We start from the raw sequence: 22376 nt of genomic DNA on the forward strand, positions 1-22376 counted from the left end.
GGCCTGCGTGTCATCAAGCCTGACGCAGATTCTGCGCGGCTTTCACCATGTTCGCCAGCGCTGCCCGGGTCTCCGGCCAGCCGCGGGTTTTCAGACCACAGTCCGGGTTCACCCACAGACGTTCAGCCGGAATACGCTGCGCCGCTTTTTGTAACAGCGCCTCAATCCACTCTACGCTCGGGACGTTCGGCGAGTGAATGTCATACACGCCCGGTCCGATTTCGTTCGGGTAATCGAACTCTTCGAACGACTCCAGCAGTTCCATGTCGGAACGTGAGGTCTCAATGGTGATTACGTCGGCATCCAGTGCAGCAATAGAATCCATGATGTCGTTAAATTCGCAATAACACATGTGGGTGTGGATCTGGGTATCATCTTTCGCCACCGCCGCGTTGATGCGGAACGCTTCCACGCCCCAGGCCAGATAGGCCTCCCAGTCACTACGACGCAGCGGCAGCCCTTCGCGCAGTGCCGGTTCATCAATCTGAATAATTCCGATCCCTGCCGCTTCCAGATCCGCCACCTCATCACGCAGCGCCAGTGCGATCTGCTTTGCGATGGTTTCGCGGCTCACGTCTTCACGCGGGAAGGACCAGCAGAGAATGGTTACCGGGCCGGTCAGCATGCCTTTTACCGGTTTGTCGGTCAGTGACTGCGCATATTTTGCCCATTCAACGGTGATCGGCTCAGGACGGCTGATATCGCCAATCACCACCGGCGGTTTCACGCAGCGAGAGCCGTAACTTTGCACCCAACCATTCTGGGTGAAGACGAAACCATCCAGATGTTCGCCAAAGTATTCCACCATGTCGTTGCGTTCGGCTTCACCGTGGACCAGCACGTCCAGACCGAGACGTTCCTGCTCAACAATCGCCTGCTTAATATGCTCCGCGATGCCAGTGCGGTAGTTGTTAGCATCAAGCTGACCTTTTTTGAAGTCCAGACGCAGGCCGCGGATTTCAGTGGTCTGTGGGAAAGAACCGATAGTGGTTGTCGGCCATGCAGGCAGGTTGAAGCGCGCACGCTGAGCTTCAGCCCGCACCTCGTACGGGTTCGCCCGCTGGCTGTCCTGTGCAGTGATGGCTGCCAGACGTTTTTCCACTGCTGCATTGTGCACACGACTTGAGTGGCGACGCGCCTGAATCGGTGCGCTCCATTCGGCGATGGCGGCGGTATCGCCGCTGTTCAGCGCATCGCGCAGCAGGGTCAGTTCACCACACTTTTGCAGGGCGAAGGCAAACCAGCTCTTCACTTCCGCATCCAGACGCGTTTCAACGCTCAGGTCGATTGGGCTGTGCAGCAGTGAGCAAGATGAGGCGACCCACAGATCGCGAAGGCCGACGATATCTTTAATCTGGGCATATTTTTCTGTCAGATCGGCACGCCAGACGTTGCGTCCATTGACCAGCCCAGCAGACAGCAACCAGTCGGCCGGCAGGCGTTTGTGCAGCGCTGTCACGTCATCGTTACCGTGGACCAGGTCAACGTGGAGTCCCTGTACCGGCAGCGCGGCAATAGTATCAAGGTTAGGCGTCACACCTTCGAAATAAGTGGTCAGCAGCAGTTTCACCTGCCCGGAAAGCGCATCATAGGCCGGTTTGAACGCGTCCAGCCACGCCTGCGGCAGTTCCAGCACCAGTGCCGGTTCGTCGATCTGCACCCACTCGATGCCGCGTTTTGCCAGCTCCGCCAGCACCTGCTGGTAAACCGGCAGAATGTCGTTGAGCAGGCTCAGGCGATCGAACGACTCGCCCTTCACTTTGCCCAGCCACAGATAAGTCACCGGCCCCAACAACACAGGTTTTACCTTGTGACCCAGCGCCAGCGCTTCGTCCACTTCATCCAGCAGTTGGGTCCAGGTCAGTTTGAACTGCTGACCTTTGACGAACTCCGGCACCATGTAGTGATAGTTGGTGTTAAACCACTTGGTCATTTCCGCCGCCGCCGCAGGTTCACCGGTCGGCGCACGACCGCGGCCAATACGGAACAGCGTGTCGATATCAACGGAACCGTCTTTGTTCTGATGACGAGCCGGGACGTTTCCGAGCAGCAGGCTGGTGGTCAGAACATGGTCGTACCAGGCAAAATCGCCGACCGGCAGAAGATCGATACCCGCCTGTTTTTGCTGATCCCAGTGGCGCGCACGCAGTTCGCGTCCCACCGCCAGCAGTTCTTCACGGGTCGCATTGCCTGCCCAGTAGCTTTCTTGCGCTTTTTTCAGCTCGCGACGCAGGCCAACGCGAGGGAAACCGAGGGTGTGATTCAGTATTGTCATTTTACTTCCTCTAATTATATGTAAATCCTATGGATTTTTAATTTAGGGAAGGCGGCAAATTTGCTCATCCCCGGGAGCTTACATCAGTAAGTGACCAGGGTGGGGAAACGCAGCCAACGCACCATAAATTTAAAATACGAAGGATTTTGGACGTCTGGATGTTTACACATCCATATTTGACAGTTACTGTATATTCCTCAAGCGCAATTTGTTCATGCCGAAGTGAAGGACTTTCATGATCGAGATTAAACACCTGAAAACTCTCCAGGCGTTGCGGAATACCGGGTCACTGGCCGCCGCCGCGGCGACGTTGCATCAGACCCAATCCGCCCTGTCTCACCAGTTCAGCGATCTGGAACAGCGCCTTGGCTTTCGGCTGTTTATCCGGAAAAGTCAGCCGCTGCGTTTTACGCCGCAGGGCGAGATTCTGTTACAACTGGCAAGCCAGGTGCTGCCGCAGATCAGCCGCGCGCTGCAGGCCTGTAATGAACCGCAGCAGACCCGCCTGCGCATCGCCATTGAATGTCACAGCTGTATTCAGTGGCTGACCCCGGCGCTGGAAAATTTCCGGGCAAACTGGCCGCAGGTAGAGATGGATTTCAAATCCGGCGTAACCTTTGATCCTCAGCCTGCGTTACAGCAGGACGAACTGGATCTGGTGATGACGTCTGACATTCTGCCGCGCAGCGGGCTGCACTATTCGCCGATGTTTGATTTTGAAGTCCGGCTGGTGCTGGCCCCCGAACATCCGCTGAGCAGCAAGACGCAGATCACGCCGGAAGATTTAGCCAGCGAAACGCTGCTGATCTATCCGGTACAGCGCAGTCGCCTGGATGTCTGGCGGCATTTTCTTCAGCCAGCAGGTATCAGTCCGTCTCTGAAAAGCGTGGATAATACGCTGCTGTTGATTCAGATGGTGGCTGCAAATATGGGTATTGCCGCCCTGCCGCATTGGGTTGTAGAGAGTTTTGAACGCCAGGGTCTGGTGGTCACCAGAACCCTGGGTGATGGCCTGTGGAGCCGCCTGTATGCCGCCGTGCGTGACGGTGAGCAGCGCCAGCCGGTGACGGAAGCGTTTATTCGATCGGCGCGCAATCACGCCTGCGATCATCTGCCGTTTGTACGGAGCGCGGAGCGACCCACTTTCGATGTACCCACAGTGAAGCCAGTATCACCAGCGCGCCTGTGATAAAGCTCGGCCAGTGGGGTTGTTGGTGCCAGATCGCCAGATTAACCAGCAGTCCCGCCGGTACATGCATGTTATTCATAATGCCCAGCGTGCCCGCATCGACCTGCGTGGCGCCGTAATTCCACATAAAGTAGCCGATCCCTGAAGCCGCAACGCCAAGGAACACCAGAATGCTCCACTGGAGTGGGGTTTCAGGCATTTTCTGCACATTGCCCAGCATGAACCAGGCAACGACTGCCACCAGAAACGCGCCGAGGTAAAACCATGCAAACGCGTTATGCTGCGGCATCGGGCGGGTCTCCATCAAACGTTTATACCCCACCATCCCGATGGCAAAACTGATGTTGGAAAGTTGCACCAGCAGCAGGCCCGTCCAGAAGTGATCGGTCACCTGATCATAGCGAATGATGCCGGCGCCAATCACCGCCAGCAACGCGCTGAACGCATACCCCCAGCGCAGCCGCCGCTGACTCATCACATCGTAAATTAACGTGATATAGAGCGGTGTCAGCACGGTAAACAACAGCAGCTCAGAGACGGTCAGGTAGAGATAAGCGTGGAAACTCAGCATATACATGACGCCAAGCTGCATCGCGCCCACCAGCATATACAGTCCAATCGTTTTCAGGCTGTGCCCACGGGTACGCAGGAAAGGCAGGAATACCAATGCCGCCAGGCCGACCCGAACCAGCACCGCAAAATAGCTGTCGACGTGCCCGGCGAGGTATTCGCCAAACAAACTGAAGGAGAAGGCCCACAGGATCGTGGTAATGATGAGTAACGCCACAATGGATATCTCTTAGAACAAGGAGTATCCATTGTAGCGGAGAGTCAGGTTGACAACTGACTAATTAACAAACACTCGTCTTAGCGTAAAAAGAGATCGCGAAGATAGTGTGGCACCGCATTGTCGGCGTTGATGCCAATCACTTCCAGTTCCGGATGCAAATCCTTCAGACGCTGGTGCGCATTGCCCATAATGCAACCTTTACCCGCCATCGACAGCATCTCAGCATCGTTCATGCCGTCACCAAAGGCGATGCAGTCTTTGAGGCTGTAGCCCATGGCTTTCGCAACCGCCTCCAGCGCATGGCCTTTTGAAACGCCGCCCGCCATCACTTCCAGGCAGGTGAGCGTGGAGAAACTGACATTCACGCGATCGCCCCAGCGTGCATTAATTGCCTGCTCCAGCGGCAGCAGCGCCTCGTGAGATTCGCAGGTAAAGAATACTTTACTGACGCCTTCCGGCTCCAGCAGACCCGGTTCAAACAAGGAGTAGTGAAACACCGCCTCTTTGAAGAAACGCATTTCATCCGGGCGATGGCGGTTCATAAACCATTCGTCATCACGATAGACGTTGGTCACGATATCCGGGTTGGCGTTCACCATGCCAAACAGATCGCTGGCAATATCGCGATCCAGATTGTGGGTAAACACCAGATTTCCGTCCATATCATGCACCCGCGCCCCGTTAGAGGTGATCATGTAAGACTTGATCTCCAGGTTATCGCGGATCTGTCCCACATCAATATGGTGACGGCCGGTCGCAAAGACGAAGTTAACGCCACGAGCAGTCAACAGTTTCAACGTCTCTTTCGCGTACGGGGACAGGGTATGGTCGGGAGAAAGCAGAGTGCCATCTAAATCAGACGCAACGACCTGATACATATAAAAATTCAACCTCTAAGCAAAGCGGTTTCCGCTGATGAGTTATGCTTGTTGAAAAAATCAACAATTGCGTGAAGCGCGACTGAGCGCATAGCGTCCTTTTCAAAAAGGATCTCATGGTAAGCGCCTTCAATGACCAGCGGATGACCCCCTTCGACAGGATGGCCCGCTGCGGCGCGGAGTTCACAAAAACGATCGTGCATGCGGTTATCCACTACACGCTCTTCTTCTGCCTGAATCAACAGCGTGGGCGTAGCATCATCGCCAGCGCCCGCCAGTACCTGCTCAGCGGCCAGTATGCCTTCCCGCACCCAATGATACGTCGGGCCACCAACGCGCAACTGCGGTTCATCGGCATAAAAACGTAAATTACGCCGATAGCGCTGCCGGCTATGGGTTAATAAATTCATGCCAAACGGCAATGCCCGCCAGCGTCCAGTCCCGATTGCATACCCTTCCCGAATCCGCGGATACTCTTCAGCCCAGTCCAGAATGTGGCGTACCATCCAGTCCGGCAGACGCATCACAATACCAAACATGGGCGCACAAAGCGCAATAGCATCGCACTGATGCGGATGGCGTTGCAGGAACAGCGTTGCAATTGCGCCTCCCATGGAGTGCGCCAGAATATAGCGTTTACGCCACGGTCCCGGCTTAACTTCCTGTTCCCAGAACGCCGTTAAATCATCGACATAATCATTGAAGTTTTCGACATGACCACGATGGGGATCCGATAGCATACGCCCGGAACGCCCCTGACCACGATGGTCAATAATGAGAACATCAAAGCCCTGATGAAACAGGTCATACGCCAGTTCGGCGTACTTTACATAGCTTTCTATACGCCCAGGACAGACGACGATCACGCGATCGTTTTGCTCTGCGTGAAAACGGACGAAGTGCACCGGCACATTGCCCACACCGGTAAATTCCGCTTCCTCTCGCTGACGCCAGAAATCGGTCAATGGACCCATAGAAAAGGCCGCGAACGCGTTTTCTCTTGTTTCCCAGTCTTTTTGGTGCTGAAACATCGGGTATCCAGCCTCGTTTACCAGGTAAAAATCGTTTTTTTAGCGGAGCGTGACACTTTGCTGCGACAGTAGCGTATTGTGGCATATACCCATCATACTTCAAGCTGCAGATGCGTTGGCTTTCCTCGTTCATTCCCGTTACGTACTCCCTGTACGCACCTGGGAATTCGCTGCGTCGCCGCCTTTTTGCAGCTCGAATGATTTAGCGTATCAACTAGTGCAATCCGGGAGTTTCTCATGACCTTCGAATGGTGGTTCGCCTACCTGCTGACATCCATAATTCTGAGCCTTTCACCCGGCTCCGGCGCCATCAACACCATGACAACGTCTATCAATCACGGCTATCGTGGCGCGGTAGCGTCGATTGCCGGGTTACAGGCCGGGTTGGGCATTCATATCGTTCTGGTTGGCGTCGGACTGGGTACGCTGTTTTCACGCTCCGTCATCGCTTTTGAAGTCCTGAAATGGGCGGGGGCCGCCTATCTGATTTGGCTGGGTATCCAGCAATGGCGCGCTGCCGGTGCGATTGACCTGAATGCCATGGCCCAGACCCAGTCGCGTGGCCGCCTGTTTAAGCGCGCCGTATTTGTGAACCTGACAAACCCCAAAAGCATCGTCTTTCTTGCCGCTCTCTTCCCGCAGTTTGTAATGCCGAAAGAGCCGCAGCTGATGCAGTACGTTGTGCTCGGCGTGACCACGATTGTGGTCGATATCGTGGTGATGATCGGTTACGCCACGCTGGCGCAACGAATCGCCTTGTGGATCAAAGGGCCGAAACAGATGAAAGCGCTGAATAAAGTTTTCGGTTCGCTGTTTATGCTGGTTGGGGCATTGCTGGCGTCGGCAAGACATGCCTGACGCATTGCCGGATAGCGGCTGGCGCGTATCCGGCACGAAACATTAACGTGAAATGATCAGGTGGATGCCAAAACCAGCGAACAACGCTCCGGCAAAACCGTCGATCCATTTGGCCATACGCTGATAGCCACGACGCATTTTCGGCAGTGCAAACAGGCTGGCGACCACGGTAAACCACGCGAAGGTTTCAACGATAATCAGCACGAAAATCCCCCAGCGGGCGGCAGTACCGACGCTGTCGCCAACAAACAGCGAGAAGACCGAACCGAAATAGATGATGGCTTTCGGGTTCGCCAGATTCGTCAGCAATCCTTTCAGGAAACTGCGACCGCTTTGCGCCAGTTCAACCTGCGGCGCGGGCGCGGCGACATCCTGTTTTTTCAGCGCGCCGCGCAGCATCTGATAACCCATCCAGCACAGATACAGGCCGCCGCCGACCATGATAATGGTGTGGAGCCAGGCCATTTTTTCGATGATCAGATGCAGGCCAAGCAGCGCGATGCCCGCCCAGACCATGACGCCACAGGTAATGCCCAGCACACCCATCATCGCTTCTTTGCGCGAACGGCTAACCGCCGTCTGCGAGACGAAAAAGAAATCCGGTCCTGGGCTCATCAGTGCCACAATGTGCACCATCGCCACGGTAAGAAATAGCATTAGCATGATGAAAATACTCGCGGGAGAAACAGTTCAGTGAGTGACCATCCTGACACTTTTTTGCCTGGCTGACTACTCTTCGTCGTCACCATCGACGTGCGCACGGATCAGCGCCATAAACGCTTTACCAAAACGCTCCAGTTTGCGCATGCCGACACCGTTGACGCTGAGCATTTCGCTCGCGGAAACCGGCATCTGTTCCGCCATTTCAATCAGCGTGGCATCGTTAAAGACGACATACGGCGGAATGTTCTCTTCATCGGCAATGGCTTTACGCAGCTTGCGCAGTTTGGCGAACAGTTTGCGATCGTAATTGCCACCGAAGGACTTTTGCATCACGCGCGGTTTCAGGGCGACAATACGCGGCACCGCGAGTTGCAGCGGCGCTTCGCCCCGGAGCACCGGACGTGAAGCGTCGGTGAGCTGCAGCGCGGAATGCTGGGCGATGTTTTGCGTAACGAAGCCCAGATGAATCAACTGGCGGATTACGCTCACCCAGTGCTCGTGGCTCTGCTCGCGCCCCATGCCGTATACTTTGAGTTTGTCGTGACCAAGCTCGCGAATGCGCTGGCTGTTAGCCCCGCGAATCACTTCCACCACGTAACCCATCCCAAAACGCTGGTTTACCCGACCAATGGTTGAGAGCGCAATCTGCGCGTCCTTCGCGCCATCGTACTGTTTTGGCGGATCAAGGCAGATATCGCAGTTGCCGCACGGCTCCTGACGCCCCTCGCCAAAGTAGTTCAGTAGCACCAGACGACGACAGGTTTGCGCCTCAGCAAACGCGCCCATCGCATTCAGCTTATGCCGCTCGATATCCTGTAACTGACCCTGCGGCTTTTCTTCCAGGCAGCGGCGCAGCCACGCCATGTCCGCCGGATCGTAAAACAGCATTGCCTCCGCAGGCAGGCCGTCACGTCCGGCGCGACCGGTTTCCTGATAATAGGATTCAATGTTGCGAGGAATATCGAAATGCACCACAAAACGCACATTAGGTTTGTTGATACCCATGCCGAAAGCGACGGTCGCGACCACGATTTGCAGGTCATCGCGCTGGAATTTCTCCTGCACTTCAGCACGAATGTGATTTTCAAGCCCCGCATGGTACGCCGCGGCGCTAATGCCCCGGCTTTGCAAACGTGCGGCGGTGTCTTCCACCTTCGCACGGCTGTTACAGTAAATAATCCCTGATTTACCACGCTGTTCCTGCACGTAACGCATAAGCTGATCGAGCGGTTTAAACTTCTCCATCAGCATGTAGCGAATATTCGGACGGTCAAAGCTGCTGATCTGGATTAAGGGATCGTTCAGCCCCAGCAGACGAACAATATCCAGCCGCGTGGTTTCATCAGCGGTTGCGGTCAGCGCCACAAACGGCAGCGCAGGAAAACGCTGTCTGAGCTGGCCTAATGCGGCATATTCCGGGCGGAAGTCATGTCCCCACTGCGAGATACAGTGCGCTTCGTCGACAGCCAGTAACACCGGATTCCAGTGCGCCAGATGCTCAAGGAAGTTATCCAGCATCAGACGTTCAGGGGCGATATAGAGCAGACGAATTTGACCAGTGCGACACCCTGCCATCACCTCAAGCTGCTGCTCACGGGTTTGCGACGAGTTCAGACAAGCCGCCGCCACGCCGTTCGCCAGCAGCTGGTCGACCTGATCTTTCATCAGGGAGATCAGCGGCGAAACCACCACGGTCAGGCCGTTGAGTAATAAGGCAGGGATTTGGTAGCAGAGGGATTTTCCGCCCCCGGTCGGCATCACGACGAGACAGTCGCGCCCCGAAACGACGGTGTCGATGATCGCTTCCTGACCCGGGCGAAACTGTTGGTAGCCAAAGGTTTCTTGCAAAACCTGCTTAGCTCCAGATTCCAGATTCAACACTTCCGCCTGCGCCACATTAACCCCGTTCGCTTAAATCAAAACAGGCGCTATTTTCAGCGCCTGAGGGAGAAACTGCAATGTTTAAAACACAATCATCGATCAGAAGATATCGTTGAGCATCACACCCACACCGACGCGCGTCTGATTAAAGTTATAGTCGATCAGCGATTCGCCGTACCCGCTATACACTTGAGTATAGAGACGAATATGCTTCGTCATCGGATAACTCAGCCCCAGCTCCGCGCCGCCGTATCCCGTATTCCAGTTGTACTGGCCCTTCGCGCTCAGCACCGCATCGCCCAGATGATAACCGACCTTAAGCTGGTAATAGCCCATATATTTGGTGATATCCGGGTTATCGTCGGTACTGCCGATGACGTACCACGGCTTGACCTCCACCAGCCAGTTGCCATTTTCCGCCATCAGACGCGTGTAAAGACGATTCCAGCTACGCGATGTCGGATCGGAACGCCCGTTCGAATCATGGTTGTAACCCATTTCCACGTCGCGCAGCGTCCATCCGGCAACGCGGTAATCCGTCGCAAAACCCAGAAACAGCTGCGGTTCGTAGTTGGTTTCACGAAACGGCGATGACTCTTCCGTATTGGATAGCTGCCACCAGGACTTCTGTGTATAAGAGGCACCAAGGACCGAATTCGGCCCCATAATCCCACGCCAGATCGGAAACGCCAGGCTCAACTGGAACTTCACTTCATCTTTGCGGGCGTTTTCGGACCAGTTGTAGGAACCGATCGCTTCTTTGTTCATGTCGCTGGTATTGGTGTAAATCAGGTAGTTCGTATCGTAAGGGTAAAGCGTAAAAGGATTATCATGCTCCTGCAGCATATTGGCGATAATACTGCCCCGTACCGTGGGCGCATCATGAACCTCTTTCACCGTCGCCTCTTGCGCATACGCCATCAGCGGCAGCAGTGCTGCTGGTAGCAACCAAGCCGGAATCGCCCGCATTCTTGTTGTTCTCCTGAACGAAAGATTTTTGATTTGTCTGGTAGTCTGCCAACCATTTTACATATTTACATACTTCCTCGTTAGTTATCCCTTCTTAAAGTGGAAAACAACATTTAAGAAGCATAACATCAACATTTCATTAACCAATGGAGTATTGGAATCGTATGTCTGCCGTACTGACTGCTGAGCAAGCCCTGAAGCTCGTGGGTGAAATGTTTGTCTATCACATGCCGTTTAACCGGGCGCTGGGGCTGGAACTGGAACGCTACGAAAAAGAATTTGCCCAGTTGGCCTTTAATAATCAGCCGATGATGGTCGGGAACTGGGCACAGAGCATTCTGCATGGCGGGGTGATCGCCTCTGCACTGGACGTGGCAGCCGGACTGGTGTGTGTCGGCAGTACCCTGACGCGCCATGAAACCATCAGTGAAGATGAACTGCGCCAGCGGTTGTCGCGCATGGGGACTATCGATCTGCGCGTGGACTATCTGCGTCCGGGCCGGGGCAACCGTTTTACCGCCACCAGCAGTCTGCTGCGTGCCGGGAATAAAGTCGCCGTGGCGCGTGTGGAATTGCACAACGAAGACCAGCTTTATATTGCCAGCGCCACCGCCACTTATATGGTGGGGTAAAAACAGGTAAACTGCTGTTACATATCAGACATGAGTTTTCCCGATGGATGCAAAACAAACGCGGCTGGGCGTGTTACTCGCGCTTGCCGCTTATTTTATTTGGGGGATCGCTCCGGCGTACTTCAAACTAATTTATTACGTCCCCGCAGATGAAATCCTGACCCACCGCGTAATCTGGTCATTTTTCTTTATGGTGGCGCTGATCAGCATCAGCCGGCAATGGTCGAGCGTGAAAGCGCTACTGCAAACGCCGAAGAAGATCTTCCTGCTGGCGCTTTCGGCGGTACTCGTGGGGGGCAACTGGCTGCTGTTTATCTGGGCGGTTAACAACCACCATATGCTGGAAGCCAGCCTGGGTTACTTTATCAACCCGCTGGTGAACATTGTGTTGGGGATGCTTTTCCTCGGTGAGCGCTTTCGTCGAATGCAGTGGCTGGCGGTGATTCTGGCAACCTGTGGCGTTCTGGTGCAGCTCTGGACCTTCGGCTCTTTACCCATCATCGCGCTGGGACTGGCGTTCAGCTTTGCCTTTTACGGTCTGGTACGCAAGAAAATTGCCGTTGAAGCGCAAACCGGAATGCTGGTGGAGACTCTGTGGCTGTTGCCCGTTGCCGCAATCTACCTGTTCGGTATCGCCGATAGCTCAACCAGCCATATGGGGCAGAACCCGATGTCGCTCAACCTGCTGCTGATTGCCGCCGGGGTGGTGACCACAGTTCCGCTGCTGTGCTTTACCGGTGCGGCGACGCGCCTGCGTCTTTCCACGCTGGGTTTCTTCCAGTACATCGGCCCGACGCTGATGTTCCTGCTGGCCGTCACGTTCTATGGCGAAGTGCCGGGCGCGGATAAAATGGTGACGTTCGCCTTTATCTGGGTCGCGCTGGCGATCTTCGTTGCAGATGCGATTTATACGCAGAGACGGGGACGTCAGCGTTAGAGGATTGCCGGATAGCGGCTGTGCCTTATCCGGCCTACGATGAGGTACTGTTTGTAGGCCGGATAAGCGAAGCGCCATCCGGCACGACCATTACAGCCAGTTCTTCCGTTTAAAGTACAGATACGGCGCCAGACCGGCGAGCAGCATAAAGATAATCGCGCCCGGATAACCAAAGCTCCACTTCAGTTCAGGCATAAACTCAAAGTTCATCCCATAGCTGGATGCCACCAGCGTCGGCGGCAGAAAGACCACGGAAACCACCGAGAAGATCTTGATGATGCGGTTCTGCTCGATGTTGATAAAGCCCATCGCCGCCTGCATCAGGAAGTTCACTTTCTGAAACAGGGATTCATTGTGCGGCAGCAGGGATTCGATATCGCGCAGGATCTCGCGCGCCTGTTCCAGTTGCCCGCCCGGAAGACGCGCCTTGCGGACCAGGAAGTTCAGCGCGCGCTGGGTATCCATCAGACACAGGCGAACTTTCCAGCCGATATCTTCCAGTTCCGCCAGCGTCGAGAGCGCTTCATCGTACTCATCGCCCTGGTGTCCTTCCATGATCACCCGACTCAGTTCTTCCAGATCGCTGTAGATGTTTTCGATTTCGTCCGCCAGCTGTTCGATTTTGGTCTCGAACAGATCCAGCAGCAGTTCGTAGGCGTTACCGTCCACCATGGCCTGGCTACGCGCACGCATACGATACAAACGAAATGCCGGCAGCTCACGTTCACGCAGGGTAAACAGACGACCATCGCGAATGGTGAATGCCACGGTGGAGTTACCCGCGTGGTCCTCCGCATCTTCGAAGAAGAAAAAGGAGTGAATATGCAGGCCGTCTTCGTCTTCGAAGAAACGGGCGGATGCTTCGATGTCTTCCAGTTCAGGACGGGTTGCCAGGCTTTGGCCCAGCTCAGATTGTACGCGCAAGCGCTCGTCGTCGTCGGGTTCGACCAGGTCGACCCAGACGGCATCAATCAGGGTTTGTGACTCTTCGACTTCCAGCCGGGTGAGTCGGTTATTTTCCAGTTGAAATGCGCTCAGCATGACCGGGACTCCCAATGCTTAAAAATATCGGACAGTTCGGTGGGCACACAGAAACAAATTGGGTTTCAGACCATTAAACAGCCTGACTCAGCGCGACGGGAAAAAAGAGAAGGTCGCTGACAACCGCGAAGGCTATCAGCAAAAAGGGATAGCCTTAGGAGTTGATCCTGGATGACAGGATAATGAGCCAGTATCTACTGGGTGTGTCCAAGGCGAATGTCCTCTTAGCGTAATCGTGCGCGCATGTTACGCCAGCAAAAATTTGCCGTCAACACGCAACGAAACGCGAAAAAGTAATAATTTCCCCTTATGCAGAAAGGTTAGCAGAGCGGGAAATTTAAGTGATATTTATCTATAAGTTAGACCGTTTCCAGCTTCGCGTAGGCAGCAACAAGCCATTTGATTCCCTGTCCCTGGAAGGCCACCTGCAACCGGCTGTGTTCGCCGCTGCCCTCCAGATTCACAATGGTGCCTTCGCCGAACTTAGCATGACGCACACGCTGACCCAGCTTATAACCGGTGTCGTTCTCCGCCATCGGCGTCCCCATCCGCTGATGGCTCACCGGACGGCTGATCGTCGCCCGCAGGCGCACTTCTTCAACGCACTCTTCCGGCAACTCACCGATGAAGCGCGATGGACGGTGATACACCTCTTTGCCATACAGGCGACGCGTTTCGGCATAGGTTAAGGTCAGTTTCTGCATGGCGCGGGTCACGCCAACGTAGGCCAGACGACGCTCTTCTTCAAGGCGTCCGCCCTCATCCAGCGACATCTGGCTGGGGAACATCCCCTCTTCCATCCCGACAATAAACACCTGCGGGAACTCCAGCCCTTTCGCCGAGTGCAGCGTCATGAGCTGTACCGCATCCTGCCAGGTATCCGCCTGCCCTTCACCCGCTTCCAGTGCCGCATGGGAGAGAAATGCCTGCAACGGCATCAGGTCTTCGTCTTCTTCGTTGTAGCTGAACTGGCGCGTCGCCGTCACCAGTTCCTCTAAGTTTTCGATACGGGTCTGGCCTTTCTCGCCTTTCTCTTGCTCGTACATCATGCGCAAACCGGAATCTTTAATCACCCGGTCAGTCTGCACGTGCAGCGGCATATCTGCCGTTTCCTGCGCCAGTGCGTCAATGAGCTCCATAAAGCGCTGTAGCGCACTGGCGGCACGACCGGCCAGCGCTTTTTCCTGCAACAGTTCGCGGCACGCCTGCCACAGCGTGAGCTGGCGATCGCGCGACGTCTGGCGCACCACATCCAGCGTCCTGTCGCCAATCCCGCGCGTCGGGGTATTGACCACGCGTTCAAACGCGGCGTCGTCGTTGCGGTTCGCAATCAGGCGCAGATAAGAGAGCGCGTCTTTGATTTCCTGACGCTCGAAGAAGCGCATCCCGCCATAGATTCGGTACGGCATACTGGCCTGTAACAACGCCTCTTCCAGAACACGCGACTGGGCGTTACTGCGGTAAAGAATGGCGCACTGCTCCAGCGCGCCACCGTTGTCCTGCCAGGTTTTAATACGGTTGACGACAAAGCGCGCTTCATCCAGTTCGTTAAAGGCGCAGTAAAGCGAAATCGGCTCGCCTTCAACGCCATCGGTCCATAATTTTTTACCCAGACGCCCGTTGTTGTTTTCGATCAGGGCGTTCGCCGCACTGAGGATATTGCTGGTTGAGCGATAGTTTTGCTCCAGACGAATCGTCTGCGCGCCGGGGAAATCCTTCAGGAAGCGCTGAATGTTCTCGACCTGCGCGCCACGCCAGCCGTAGATCGACTGGTCGTCATCGCCCACGATCATGACTTTGCCGGTATCGCCGGCCAGCAGGCGGATCCAGGCATACTGGATATTGTTGGTATCCTGGAATTCGTCGACCAGGATGTTGGTGAAGCGTTCACGATAGTGCTGAAGAATATGCGGCTTGTTGAGCCATAATTCATGCGCGCGCAGCAGCAGCTCAGCAAAATCTACCAGCCCCGCACGATCGCACGCTTCCTGATAGGCCTGATATACCTTCTGCCAGGTCTGCTCGATCGGGTTTCCAAAACTTTGAATATGGTGCGGGCGCAGCCCTTCGTCTTTCTGCCCATTGATGTACCACATCGCCTGGCGCGGCGGCCACTGCTTCTCGTCGAGGTTCATCGCCTTGATCAGCCGTTTCAGCAGGCGCAGCTGGTCTTCGCTGTCGAGGATCTGGAAATCCTGCGGCAGATTTGCATCCATGTGATGCGCGCGCAGCAGTCGGTGCGCCAGGCCGTGGAAAGTGCCCACCCACATGCCGCCCTGGCTGGTGCCCATAATCTGGCCGATACGGTGACGCATTTCCGCCGCCGCTTTGTTGGTGAAGGTCACTGCCATGATCGAATACGGCGAATTGTTTTCTACCGTCAGTAACCAGGCGATACGGTGTACCAGTACGCGCGTTTTACCGCTCCCTGCCCCCGCGAGAACCAGCATGTTGCTACGTGGCGCGGCCACCGCTTCGCGCTGTTTATCATTGAGGCTGTCGAGCAGGTAAGAAACGTCCATTGGCACCGCCGCGTTAAAAAATGTAGGGCGGATAAGCGTCGCGTCATCCGCCAAAAAGCTGTGTATTTATACAGAACTGCTGATGATTATATCAGCGAGGTCAGAGATGCCAACTGTGAAATTTCGAGATGTGGCAACAGGCGACTGTCATAGGTTTGCATCAGGTCGGCATTTTTCGGTTTGATCCAGCACGCCTGCATACCACAGCGGATCGCCCCGGCCACGTCGGTTGTCAGATCGTCGCCAACGTGCAGGATCTCGCCGATCGGCACATTCAGCTTTTCTGCCGCGAGGAAGTACATATCGCTGAACGGTTTTGAGCGCCCGTCCGGGCCCGCTCGCAGAACAAATTCGAAGTAATCGCCCAGCCCAAACAGCTCCGGTTGCGCGTTGCCATTGGTGATCGCCACCAGTGGCCACTTTTTCGCTAATGCCTTCAGCGTATCATGCGTTGCCTGCGGCACATCGACCTGACTGCGCCACTTCGCAAAATTCATCATTGCGGCATTCGCCCCCGCCATAGCCTCCTGCGTGGAGAGTCCGGCGTTTAGCATGGCACGCTCGACGGCGCGGTGTCGCCAGCGCGTTACGTCATGATAAATCTCCGGCTCCGCTTCCCGTACCGCCTGACGCAAGCGTTGCAGATCGGCATTTTGCAATGTGCGCAGCGCTGGATGGTAGTTCTGCACAAACGCGAGCGACTCCTGCTCGGTACGCAGGATAACCGGACGGTTATCGTAAAGGGTGTCGTCGAGATCAAACGTGATCGCCGAGATGGGTCCTGGAGACCGGTAAAAACGCATTATTTCCCCCGTTTGGCGCGTGGATGCGCCGCATCGTACACCGAGGCCAGGTGTTGAAAATCAAGATGAGTATAGATTTGCGTGGTCGAAAGATTGGCGTGCCCCAACAGTTCCTGTACGCCACGCAGGTCGCCGCTCGATTCCAGCATATGCGTGGCAAAAGAGTGGCGCAGCTTATGCGGATTCACATGACTATTTAAGCCCTGCTTAATGCCCCACTCGGCAAAACGCTTTTGCACATTACGCGCGGAAATGCGGTTACCGAGCTTCGACAGAAACAGCGCGTCTTCATCGCTGCCAAATAGCCCGCGCAGATCCAGCCAGTGTTCAATCCACGTCACCGCATTACGGCCAATCGGCAGGCGACGTTCTTTGCTGCCTTTCCCCATCACCCACACTTCGCCGGTATCGAGATCGAGATGTTTAATATCCAGCCCCACCAGCTCCGATAAACGCAGACCTGCGCCGTACATCACCTCCAGCATCGCGCGGTCGCGCACGGCGAGCGGATCGTTGAGGTCGATATCCAGCAGACGGTTCACATCGTCAACGTCGATATTTTTCGGCAGATGGCGCGGCGTTTTGGGCGCCGGTACGCCCTTCGCCGGATTGGCGTTCAGCTTGCCTTCGCGGATCATCCAGTCGAAGAAGCTGCGCAGTGCCGAAAGGCGTAGCGCGAGGCTCGCAGGGCCAAGTCCCTTACGGCGACTGCGCACCGCGAAACTGCGCACCATTGCAGCGTCACATTGTTGCCAGCTTTGCAGACCGGTTTCTCCGGCTAAGGCAATGATGGCATCAAGCTGACGCTGATAGTTCTTCAGCGTGATGGGGCTAAGCTGGCGTTCTACGCCGAGATAGCGCAAAAAGCGGGTAACATCGGTGGTGAAATCCGTCATACGCGTTCAATCCAGCGCTCCAGCAGATCTGGCATCATCAGCGCAATTTCATGCAGGAGCTGCGTTCCCTGTCCTGCCTGATAATGATGCATATCGCGACTGCTGAACAGAATGACGCCCAAATCGCCGTCGCGTCCCAGCATCGACATCGCCACGGAACCAATCGCCTTCGCCTCCGGCAATACCACCAGCAGTTCCGGACCGTTTAAGGTGCCCAGATAGTGCTGTTCCTGTCCCAGCCGCTGAATACGCAGCGGTTCAAAGGCCTGACGGCTTAATGCGAGATGGGTATAGCTTGACGGCGCACCAAGACGCCAGCGATCGGGAAACAGACGCACCGTCGCACCGGCAAGGCCCAGTTCACGCGCCCAGCGATGAAAACGCATCAGCATATCGTCCAGGCTGGTCGCTGCAACCAGACGTCCCTGCAAATGCAGCAGGCGATAAAACAGGCTTTCGTTGGCATTTGCCTGCGCCATCAACAGCGACATATTTTCTTCAAGGACGTTGATGTGATTGCGCGCTCGGGCCATGTGCCACTCAACGAGCGAGACGGTGCCCCGCACCGGATGCGGCACCCGCATCGCTTCCACGGCGTGTGCGTTGCGGATAAAAAACTCAGGGTTTTTCTGCAGATAGTCGACGACCGCCCGGTCATCGAGTTCCGTAAGCGTTTCCTGTAGTTCTTCCCCTGGTTGCTTCATAGATGGATAAACCCGTCATAGACATGTGCCGCCGGGCCAGTCATGTATAACGGATGACCCGGACCTTTCCAGGCGATATCAAGGCGACCGCCCGGTAATTCCACGCGGACCTCTTCCGCCAGCAAACCTTGCTGAATGCCGACGGCGACGGCCGCGCATGCGCCGCTCCCACAGGCTTGTGTCTCTCCCGCGCCGCGCTCATAAACGCGTAGGCGAATATGCTCGCGTTTCACGACCTGCATAAAACCGATGTTGGCCCGTTCAGGAAAACGTTCGTGACTTTCCAGAACCGGTCCCAGCGTTTCCACGGTCGCCGTATCAACATCGTCGACCTGAATCACGCAGTGCGGATTACCCATTGAAACGACACCGCACAATATTGTCTGTTCCGCGGCTCGCATAATATAGGTCTTTTCCGCTTTGTTAGCGCGAAAAGGCACCTGCGATGGCTCAAAATTGGGTTCGCCCATGTTGACGCACACCAGCTCATCGTCCGTCACGCTCAACACCATCCGCCCATTCGCCGTACTGACGCGAATATCGCGTTTGTTGGTTAACCCTTTGAGGCGCACAAAGCGGGCAAAACAGCGTGCGCCGTTACCACACTGCGACACTTCACTGCCGTCGGCATTAAAAATGCGGTAATGAAAATCCAGCTCAGGATCGTACGGAGGTTCAACCACCAACAGTTGATCAAACCCCACCCCCAGATGCCTGTCAGATAACCGACGGATCAATTCTGGCGAAAAAAAGACATTCTGCGTTACCGCGTCGACGACCATAAAATCGTTGCCAAGGCCATGCATTTTAGAGAATTGCATTATTCACTCCGTTCACGCGGGTACAGAAACACACCGTCAGTAGTTCACCTGGGAAGGCCCATCTCCCGTGGCGCGATCGTTTTGATCGGGCATGGTGGATTGCGTTTGTGTATCAACCGGTTTATTCGGCGGCGGTGCGTTTTTATCAGCCGGTGGGAAATAAAGCGGCCCCTTCAGACCACAACCCGTCAGGCTGAACAGAGTGAGAAGAACAGCGAGTGCCTGAAACACGTTTTTCATTATGGATTGCCTGTAAGTTCATACTTTCTGTTTTCTATCATCGCAGGAGAAGGCGTAAAAGCAAGAGTTTGCCTGTAATCTGCAACGCGATTTGTTTCAGGTTATACTGCCGCCATCACGAAAAAACGGGAAACGACAATGAACGACAGTGAATTTCATCGCCTGGCCGATACCCTGTGGATGACCATCGAAGAGCGTCTTGACGACTGGGATGGCGACAGCGATATCGACTGTGAAATCAACGGCGGCGTGCTGACCATTAGTTTCGAGAACGGCAGCAAAATCATTATTAACCGTCAGGAACCGCTACACCAGGTGTGGCTGGCGACCAAACAGGGCGGCTACCATTTTGACCTGAAAGGCGAAGAGTGGGTTTGCGACCGGAGCGGAGAAACCTTCTGGGATCTGCTGGAACAGGCGGCAACGCACCAGGCGGGCGAGGAAGTCAGCTTCCGTTAAGTTTTTTGCCGGATGTTATCCGGCAAAATCTTTAGGAGAAATACTGCTGCAACAGCGGCGTATCGCTATCCTGGTTAGCGGGTGGAACGTTGCCAAGCGACTGTGCGCGGAACGGAATCACCTGGGCGCGCCCTTCCGTGTTCACTATCTGATAGAACTGCGGCAGGTTAAAGTTAATAAAGCTGGAACCGTAGGTAAAGCGGTCATGCGATGATGAGTAGAAACGGCTGACATCGCGCACCAGCTCTTCTTTGCTGCCTTCGCAGTGGTGATACACTTCCGCACGGTTACTCTCGTCCAGAATGTAGATATTAAAGCCCTTCTCATCGCCGGTTTCTTCAAAGAAGAACTGGATGATCCCTTCGCTGGCAAAACCATCCACGACCGACGGCAGTTTCACCTGATTGGTTTCCACCTGAACAGACAGGCCGTGCAGTTTGTTATGTGAGATTGCGCCGTAGAACTCAATGGCGTTTTCCAGTTTCTGTACCGACACATTCAGACGTTCAAAGAACAGGCCCCACGTCTGGCCGGAAACGCGCAGTGCCTTAAAGCGCCCTGTCTCCTGACGGGTGCTGGACAGACGCAACTCGATACACTCTGAAACCAGTTGCTGCACGCGGGTACGAATCAAACCACGCAGATGCTGGCTGTAGCAGAACACTTCCACACTATCCGGCGGGGCGGCGTCCTGGTGCATTTTGCCCAGAATTGTTTTCAGCGCTTCGATCATCGCCTGTTCGCCATTGAAATGCAGCGTTCGCACTTCGTTCCACGAGTTGCGGTACAGCAGGTCTACACTGCCCACCAGGCAATTCTGCTCTTCGCCAAAACTGAAGACATCCAGCTTACGGAAGTCGAAATGAACCACCTGATTGCGGAACGCCGCCGTCGGGTCATATTCGAGGTTGACGATGATCGCCAGATGGCGAATTTCACACGGGCTGTAAAGCGCTTTCGGCGTCGGTGCAGGCAGACGCAACGGGAAATGATGCGACACATCTGCCACCATCTCCTGCAGTTTCGGCAGGTCAACAATACCGTTGCCCTTAATAAACAAGTGCGTGCGCGACGTCAGCAATCCGTTAAACCATGCCCATGCCACCAGCTTGTTCAGATAGCGGTTATATTCCAGCGGCTGATGGCTGATGATCGAATCCATGTTGGGCGCACGGTTGTACAGATACCAGCCAGAACGGTTGGCACGGCCCGGCGGAACGTGGATAAAGGTTAAATTGGGCTCGGAGAGATCCGGCGAAATCTGCGGGTTCACCAGAGTGACTTTACCTGGCAGCGCTTCAAAGGCGGCATACAGCTTACGGGTCAGCACGCCGATGTCCTGTGGACTGGCGCTAACGCTGAGGTTATTACGTCGCGCAAAGCGGATCAGATTACGGTAGCTCTGCATCATCGCATCGAGCAATTCATTATGCGCTTCACGCACCTGATCGATCTTCCAGTTTGCCCGGTTATCGAGCATCGCCAGACGGGCTTCGTCCCATCCCCACTCATTCACTAGCTGACTTAATACTTCACGACGCCAGCCCACGCACGCGCGTTCACGACTGAGTTTCTCGCACACTTTTAAGTAAAAACATCGACGCACTAAATCCAGCCGCGTCGGATCTTCAATCGCCGTGAGGTATTCGGTCACGCGTTCCAGCATCATGCAGTACGGGTCGAGGCCAAACGAGACGATCTCGCCATCATGCAGGCGCTGTTTAATGTCTTTCGCCAGCAGGCGCGGATTGGGGTATTCCCAGGAGTAGGCTTCCAGCAGCAACGTTTTCAGCACCGCTTTGTACGGCGAATCAATACTTTTATACAGCTGCCAGAGGCTGGCGCCAAAGTACTCTTCGGCGGAGAGCGAACTTAAGCCCCCCAGGTCCAGCCATTCGTTCGGCGTGAGGACGCCCTGAGCGTAAAGCGTCATGACGTAATCGTCATAATGCTCTTCTTCATCGCCCGGCACCATATTCCACAGAATACGCTTACCGGCGAGACGCACCGCGGTGCGATAGAATTCATCAAGCAGCAGGATATGCTGCGTCGAGCCACAGTCTTCACCCCCCAGACTGCCGCTTTCGTTATGGCGGAAACGGTTTTCATCAATCAGGAAAAAGCTGACTTCCACGCCCAGCGAAGCGGCCCAGCTTTCCAGCAGGCTACATTTACGCTGCAGCAATTGCCGTTCTTCGCTGTCGAGCCAGGACTGGTGACACACCCAGATATCCAGATCCGACGAACAGCTTTGCCCGACGGAGGAGGTGCTCCCCATGGAGTAAACGCCGGTGATCGGCAGTTCGCCTTTCGGCGGATCCTGCGGAGCAAGACCACGATGCAGTTCAAGCTCGTTAAGGTAGTGGCGTTGGGTTTCATCAGGCGTGTAGAGGCAGATGCCTCTGGGAACGTTACCATCAAGGTAACCCGGCATCAACGGATGGTGATAATGCAATAATGTCGGCAGAAGACTGTAGACCTGCTGGAAAGCAGGGCCCATGGCAGCAAGCGCGCGATCCACGCGCAGTTGATTAATGGCATCCAGTCTCTGTTTCAGAGTCTCAATATAGAGGTACAAGACGTATCGCCTGATGTTGCTACCCGTCATGCTGAGATTACCGCCGCGCTAAGCGCTGACGCTTCCTTCACCATTCGGGATAAACCGTATGTCAAAAATAACCGTTACCCTTTTCGTCTGCTTTTTTGTGCTTACCGACGAAAAAATGGTCTAAAACGTGATCAATTTAACACCTTGCTCATTGACCGTAAAGAAAGATGCACTACATA

General features: G+C 55.0%; 21 protein-coding genes. 5 read left to right on the forward strand and 16 right to left on the reverse strand.

Annotated elements, in window-relative coordinates; all coding sequences use genetic code 11:
- Positions 1 to 13: 13 nt before the first annotated feature.
- Positions 14 to 2275 carry a 5-methyltetrahydropteroyltriglutamate--homocysteine S-methyltransferase gene (gene metE / locus QNN88_RS21725; RefSeq protein WP_414242012.1) on the reverse strand — a complete coding sequence of 754 codons (2262 nt, stop codon included), beginning with the start codon at positions 2273 to 2275 and terminating at the stop codon, positions 14 to 16.
- Between the two features lie 235 nt (positions 2276 to 2510).
- Here metE and metR point away from each other — a divergent pair, with 235 nt between their 5' ends.
- Complete coding sequence (metR, locus tag QNN88_RS21730; protein ID WP_414242013.1) at positions 2511 to 3464, forward strand: HTH-type transcriptional regulator MetR; 954 nt, start codon at positions 2511 to 2513, stop codon at positions 3462 to 3464.
- Here metR and bioP read toward each other — a convergent pair.
- The 3 genes from bioP to pldB form a co-directional block, all read right to left on the reverse strand.
- Complete coding sequence (bioP, locus tag QNN88_RS21735) at positions 3352 to 4251, reverse strand: biotin transporter (RefSeq protein WP_414242014.1); 900 nt, start codon at positions 4249 to 4251, stop codon at positions 3352 to 3354. The two genes, metR and bioP, sit on opposite strands and share 113 nt — an antisense overlap.
- Before the next feature lie 80 nt (positions 4252 to 4331).
- The gene (yigL, locus tag QNN88_RS21740) at positions 4332 to 5132 is read right to left on the reverse strand and encodes a sugar/pyridoxal phosphate phosphatase YigL (RefSeq protein ID WP_414242015.1); all 801 of its coding nucleotides are present in this window, start codon (positions 5130 to 5132) and stop codon (positions 4332 to 4334) included.
- Between the two features lie 8 nt (positions 5133 to 5140).
- Positions 5141 to 6163 (reverse strand): lysophospholipase L2, encoded by a 1023-nt coding sequence (pldB, locus tag QNN88_RS21745; protein ID WP_414242016.1) that lies wholly within the window; start codon positions 6161 to 6163, stop codon positions 5141 to 5143.
- Between the two features lie 237 nt (positions 6164 to 6400).
- On the opposite strand from pldB, the gene rhtB reads away from it, so the two are divergent.
- On the forward strand, positions 6401 to 7021 hold the full coding sequence (rhtB, locus tag QNN88_RS21750; protein WP_414242017.1) for a homoserine/homoserine lactone efflux protein: 621 nt from the start codon (positions 6401 to 6403) through the stop codon (positions 7019 to 7021).
- 42 nt (positions 7022 to 7063) lie between these two features.
- On the opposite strand, the gene rhtC is transcribed toward rhtB, so the two are convergent.
- The 3 genes from rhtC to pldA all read right to left on the reverse strand — a co-directional run bounded on the left by rhtC (position 7064) and on the right by pldA (position 10534).
- Complete coding sequence (gene rhtC / locus QNN88_RS21755; protein WP_414242018.1) at positions 7064 to 7684, reverse strand: threonine export protein RhtC; 621 nt, start codon at positions 7682 to 7684, stop codon at positions 7064 to 7066.
- Between the two features lie 66 nt (positions 7685 to 7750).
- Complete coding sequence (gene recQ / locus QNN88_RS21760) at positions 7751 to 9580, reverse strand: ATP-dependent DNA helicase RecQ (RefSeq protein WP_414242019.1); 1830 nt, start codon at positions 9578 to 9580, stop codon at positions 7751 to 7753.
- 84 nt (positions 9581 to 9664) lie between these two features.
- Positions 9665 to 10534, reverse strand: coding sequence for a phospholipase A (gene pldA, locus QNN88_RS21765; protein ID WP_414242020.1), 870 nt, complete (start codon positions 10532 to 10534; stop codon positions 9665 to 9667).
- A 164-nt stretch (positions 10535 to 10698) separates the two neighbouring features.
- Here pldA and yigI point away from each other — a divergent pair, with 164 nt between their 5' ends.
- Complete coding sequence (yigI, locus tag QNN88_RS21770) at positions 10699 to 11166, forward strand: acyl-CoA thioesterase YigI (RefSeq protein WP_195297365.1); 468 nt, start codon at positions 10699 to 10701, stop codon at positions 11164 to 11166.
- Positions 11167 to 11209: 43 nt separating this feature from the next.
- A complete protein-coding gene (gene rarD / locus QNN88_RS21775) occupies positions 11210 to 12103 on the forward strand; it encodes an EamA family transporter RarD (RefSeq protein ID WP_414242021.1) in 894 nt (297 codons plus the stop codon).
- Between the two features lie 90 nt (positions 12104 to 12193).
- On the opposite strand, the gene corA is transcribed toward rarD, so the two are convergent.
- The 8 genes from corA to lptM all read right to left on the reverse strand — a co-directional run bounded on the left by corA (position 12194) and on the right by lptM (position 19130).
- Positions 12194 to 13144 carry a magnesium/cobalt transporter CorA gene (gene corA, locus QNN88_RS21780; protein ID WP_042326126.1) on the reverse strand — a complete coding sequence of 317 codons (951 nt, stop codon included), beginning with the start codon at positions 13142 to 13144 and terminating at the stop codon, positions 12194 to 12196.
- A gap of 154 nt (positions 13145 to 13298) precedes the next feature.
- Complete coding sequence (ysgD, locus tag QNN88_RS21785) at positions 13299 to 13355, reverse strand: YsgD/CorL family protein (protein WP_212723238.1); 57 nt, start codon at positions 13353 to 13355, stop codon at positions 13299 to 13301.
- A gap of 148 nt (positions 13356 to 13503) precedes the next feature.
- Complete coding sequence (gene uvrD / locus QNN88_RS21790; protein WP_414242022.1) at positions 13504 to 15666, reverse strand: DNA helicase II; 2163 nt, start codon at positions 15664 to 15666, stop codon at positions 13504 to 13506.
- Between the two features lie 86 nt (positions 15667 to 15752).
- The gene (gene yigB, locus QNN88_RS21795; protein WP_414242023.1) at positions 15753 to 16469 is read right to left on the reverse strand and encodes a 5-amino-6-(5-phospho-D-ribitylamino)uracil phosphatase YigB; all 717 of its coding nucleotides are present in this window, start codon (positions 16467 to 16469) and stop codon (positions 15753 to 15755) included.
- The gene (gene xerC / locus QNN88_RS21800; protein ID WP_414242024.1) at positions 16469 to 17365 is read right to left on the reverse strand and encodes a tyrosine recombinase XerC; all 897 of its coding nucleotides are present in this window, start codon (positions 17363 to 17365) and stop codon (positions 16469 to 16471) included. The genes yigB and xerC overlap by 1 nt, the downstream gene beginning before the upstream one ends.
- Entirely contained in the window at positions 17362 to 18069 is a 708-nt protein-coding gene (locus tag QNN88_RS21805; RefSeq protein WP_061075765.1) for a DUF484 domain-containing protein, read from the reverse strand. The genes xerC and QNN88_RS21805 overlap by 4 nt, the downstream gene beginning before the upstream one ends.
- Positions 18066 to 18890, reverse strand: coding sequence for a diaminopimelate epimerase (dapF, locus tag QNN88_RS21810; protein ID WP_414242025.1), 825 nt, complete (start codon positions 18888 to 18890; stop codon positions 18066 to 18068). Before dapF ends, QNN88_RS21805 begins: the two co-directional genes overlap by 4 nt.
- 36 nt (positions 18891 to 18926) lie before the next feature.
- On the reverse strand, positions 18927 to 19130 hold the full coding sequence (gene lptM, locus QNN88_RS21815) for an LPS translocon maturation chaperone LptM (RefSeq protein WP_414242026.1): 204 nt from the start codon (positions 19128 to 19130) through the stop codon (positions 18927 to 18929).
- 138 nt (positions 19131 to 19268) lie between these two features.
- On the opposite strand from lptM, the gene cyaY reads away from it, so the two are divergent.
- The gene (cyaY, locus tag QNN88_RS21820; protein WP_414242027.1) at positions 19269 to 19589 is read left to right on the forward strand and encodes an iron donor protein CyaY; all 321 of its coding nucleotides are present in this window, start codon (positions 19269 to 19271) and stop codon (positions 19587 to 19589) included.
- 31 nt (positions 19590 to 19620) lie between these two features.
- Here the strand turns inward: cyaY and cyaA are convergent, their stop codons facing one another.
- Positions 19621 to 22167, reverse strand: coding sequence for a class I adenylate cyclase (gene cyaA, locus QNN88_RS21825; RefSeq protein ID WP_414242028.1), 2547 nt, complete (start codon positions 22165 to 22167; stop codon positions 19621 to 19623).
- Positions 22168 to 22376 lie beyond the last annotated feature (209 nt).

The organism is Citrobacter sp. ANG330 (genome assembly GCF_047467925.1).
Lineage (GTDB): Bacteria > Pseudomonadota > Gammaproteobacteria > Enterobacterales > Enterobacteriaceae > Citrobacter_A > Citrobacter_A amalonaticus_G.

Coding starts and splice junctions, on each gene's coding strand:
- pldB (WP_414242016.1), bottom strand. CDS start 6,163: ATGTTTCAGCACCAAAAAGACTGGGAAACAAGAGAAAACGCGTTCGCG.
- rhtB (WP_414242017.1), top strand. CDS start 6,401: ATGACCTTCGAATGGTGGTTCGCCTACCTGCTGACATCCATAATTCTG.
- yigL (WP_414242015.1), bottom strand. CDS start 5,132: ATGTATCAGGTCGTTGCGTCTGATTTAGATGGCACTCTGCTTTCTCCC.
- uvrD (WP_414242022.1), bottom strand. CDS start 15,666: ATGGACGTTTCTTACCTGCTCGACAGCCTCAATGATAAACAGCGCGAA.
- yigI (WP_195297365.1), top strand. CDS start 10,699: ATGTCTGCCGTACTGACTGCTGAGCAAGCCCTGAAGCTCGTGGGTGAA.
- yigB (WP_414242023.1), bottom strand. CDS start 16,469: ATGCGTTTTTACCGGTCTCCAGGACCCATCTCGGCGATCACGTTTGAT.
- lptM (WP_414242026.1), bottom strand. CDS start 19,130: ATGAAAAACGTGTTTCAGGCACTCGCTGTTCTTCTCACTCTGTTCAGC.
- QNN88_RS21805 (WP_061075765.1), bottom strand. CDS start 18,069: ATGAAGCAACCAGGGGAAGAACTACAGGAAACGCTTACGGAACTCGAT.
- cyaY (WP_414242027.1), top strand. CDS start 19,269: ATGAACGACAGTGAATTTCATCGCCTGGCCGATACCCTGTGGATGACC.
- xerC (WP_414242024.1), bottom strand. CDS start 17,365: ATGACGGATTTCACCACCGATGTTACCCGCTTTTTGCGCTATCTCGGC.
- rhtC (WP_414242018.1), bottom strand. CDS start 7,684: ATGCTAATGCTATTTCTTACCGTGGCGATGGTGCACATTGTGGCACTG.
- pldA (WP_414242020.1), bottom strand. CDS start 10,534: ATGCGGGCGATTCCGGCTTGGTTGCTACCAGCAGCACTGCTGCCGCTG.
- metR (WP_414242013.1), top strand. CDS start 2,511: ATGATCGAGATTAAACACCTGAAAACTCTCCAGGCGTTGCGGAATACC.
- corA (WP_042326126.1), bottom strand. CDS start 13,144: ATGCTGAGCGCATTTCAACTGGAAAATAACCGACTCACCCGGCTGGAA.
- rarD (WP_414242021.1), top strand. CDS start 11,210: ATGGATGCAAAACAAACGCGGCTGGGCGTGTTACTCGCGCTTGCCGCT.
- metE (WP_414242012.1), bottom strand. CDS start 2,275: ATGACAATACTGAATCACACCCTCGGTTTCCCTCGCGTTGGCCTGCGT.
- dapF (WP_414242025.1), bottom strand. CDS start 18,890: ATGCAATTCTCTAAAATGCATGGCCTTGGCAACGATTTTATGGTCGTC.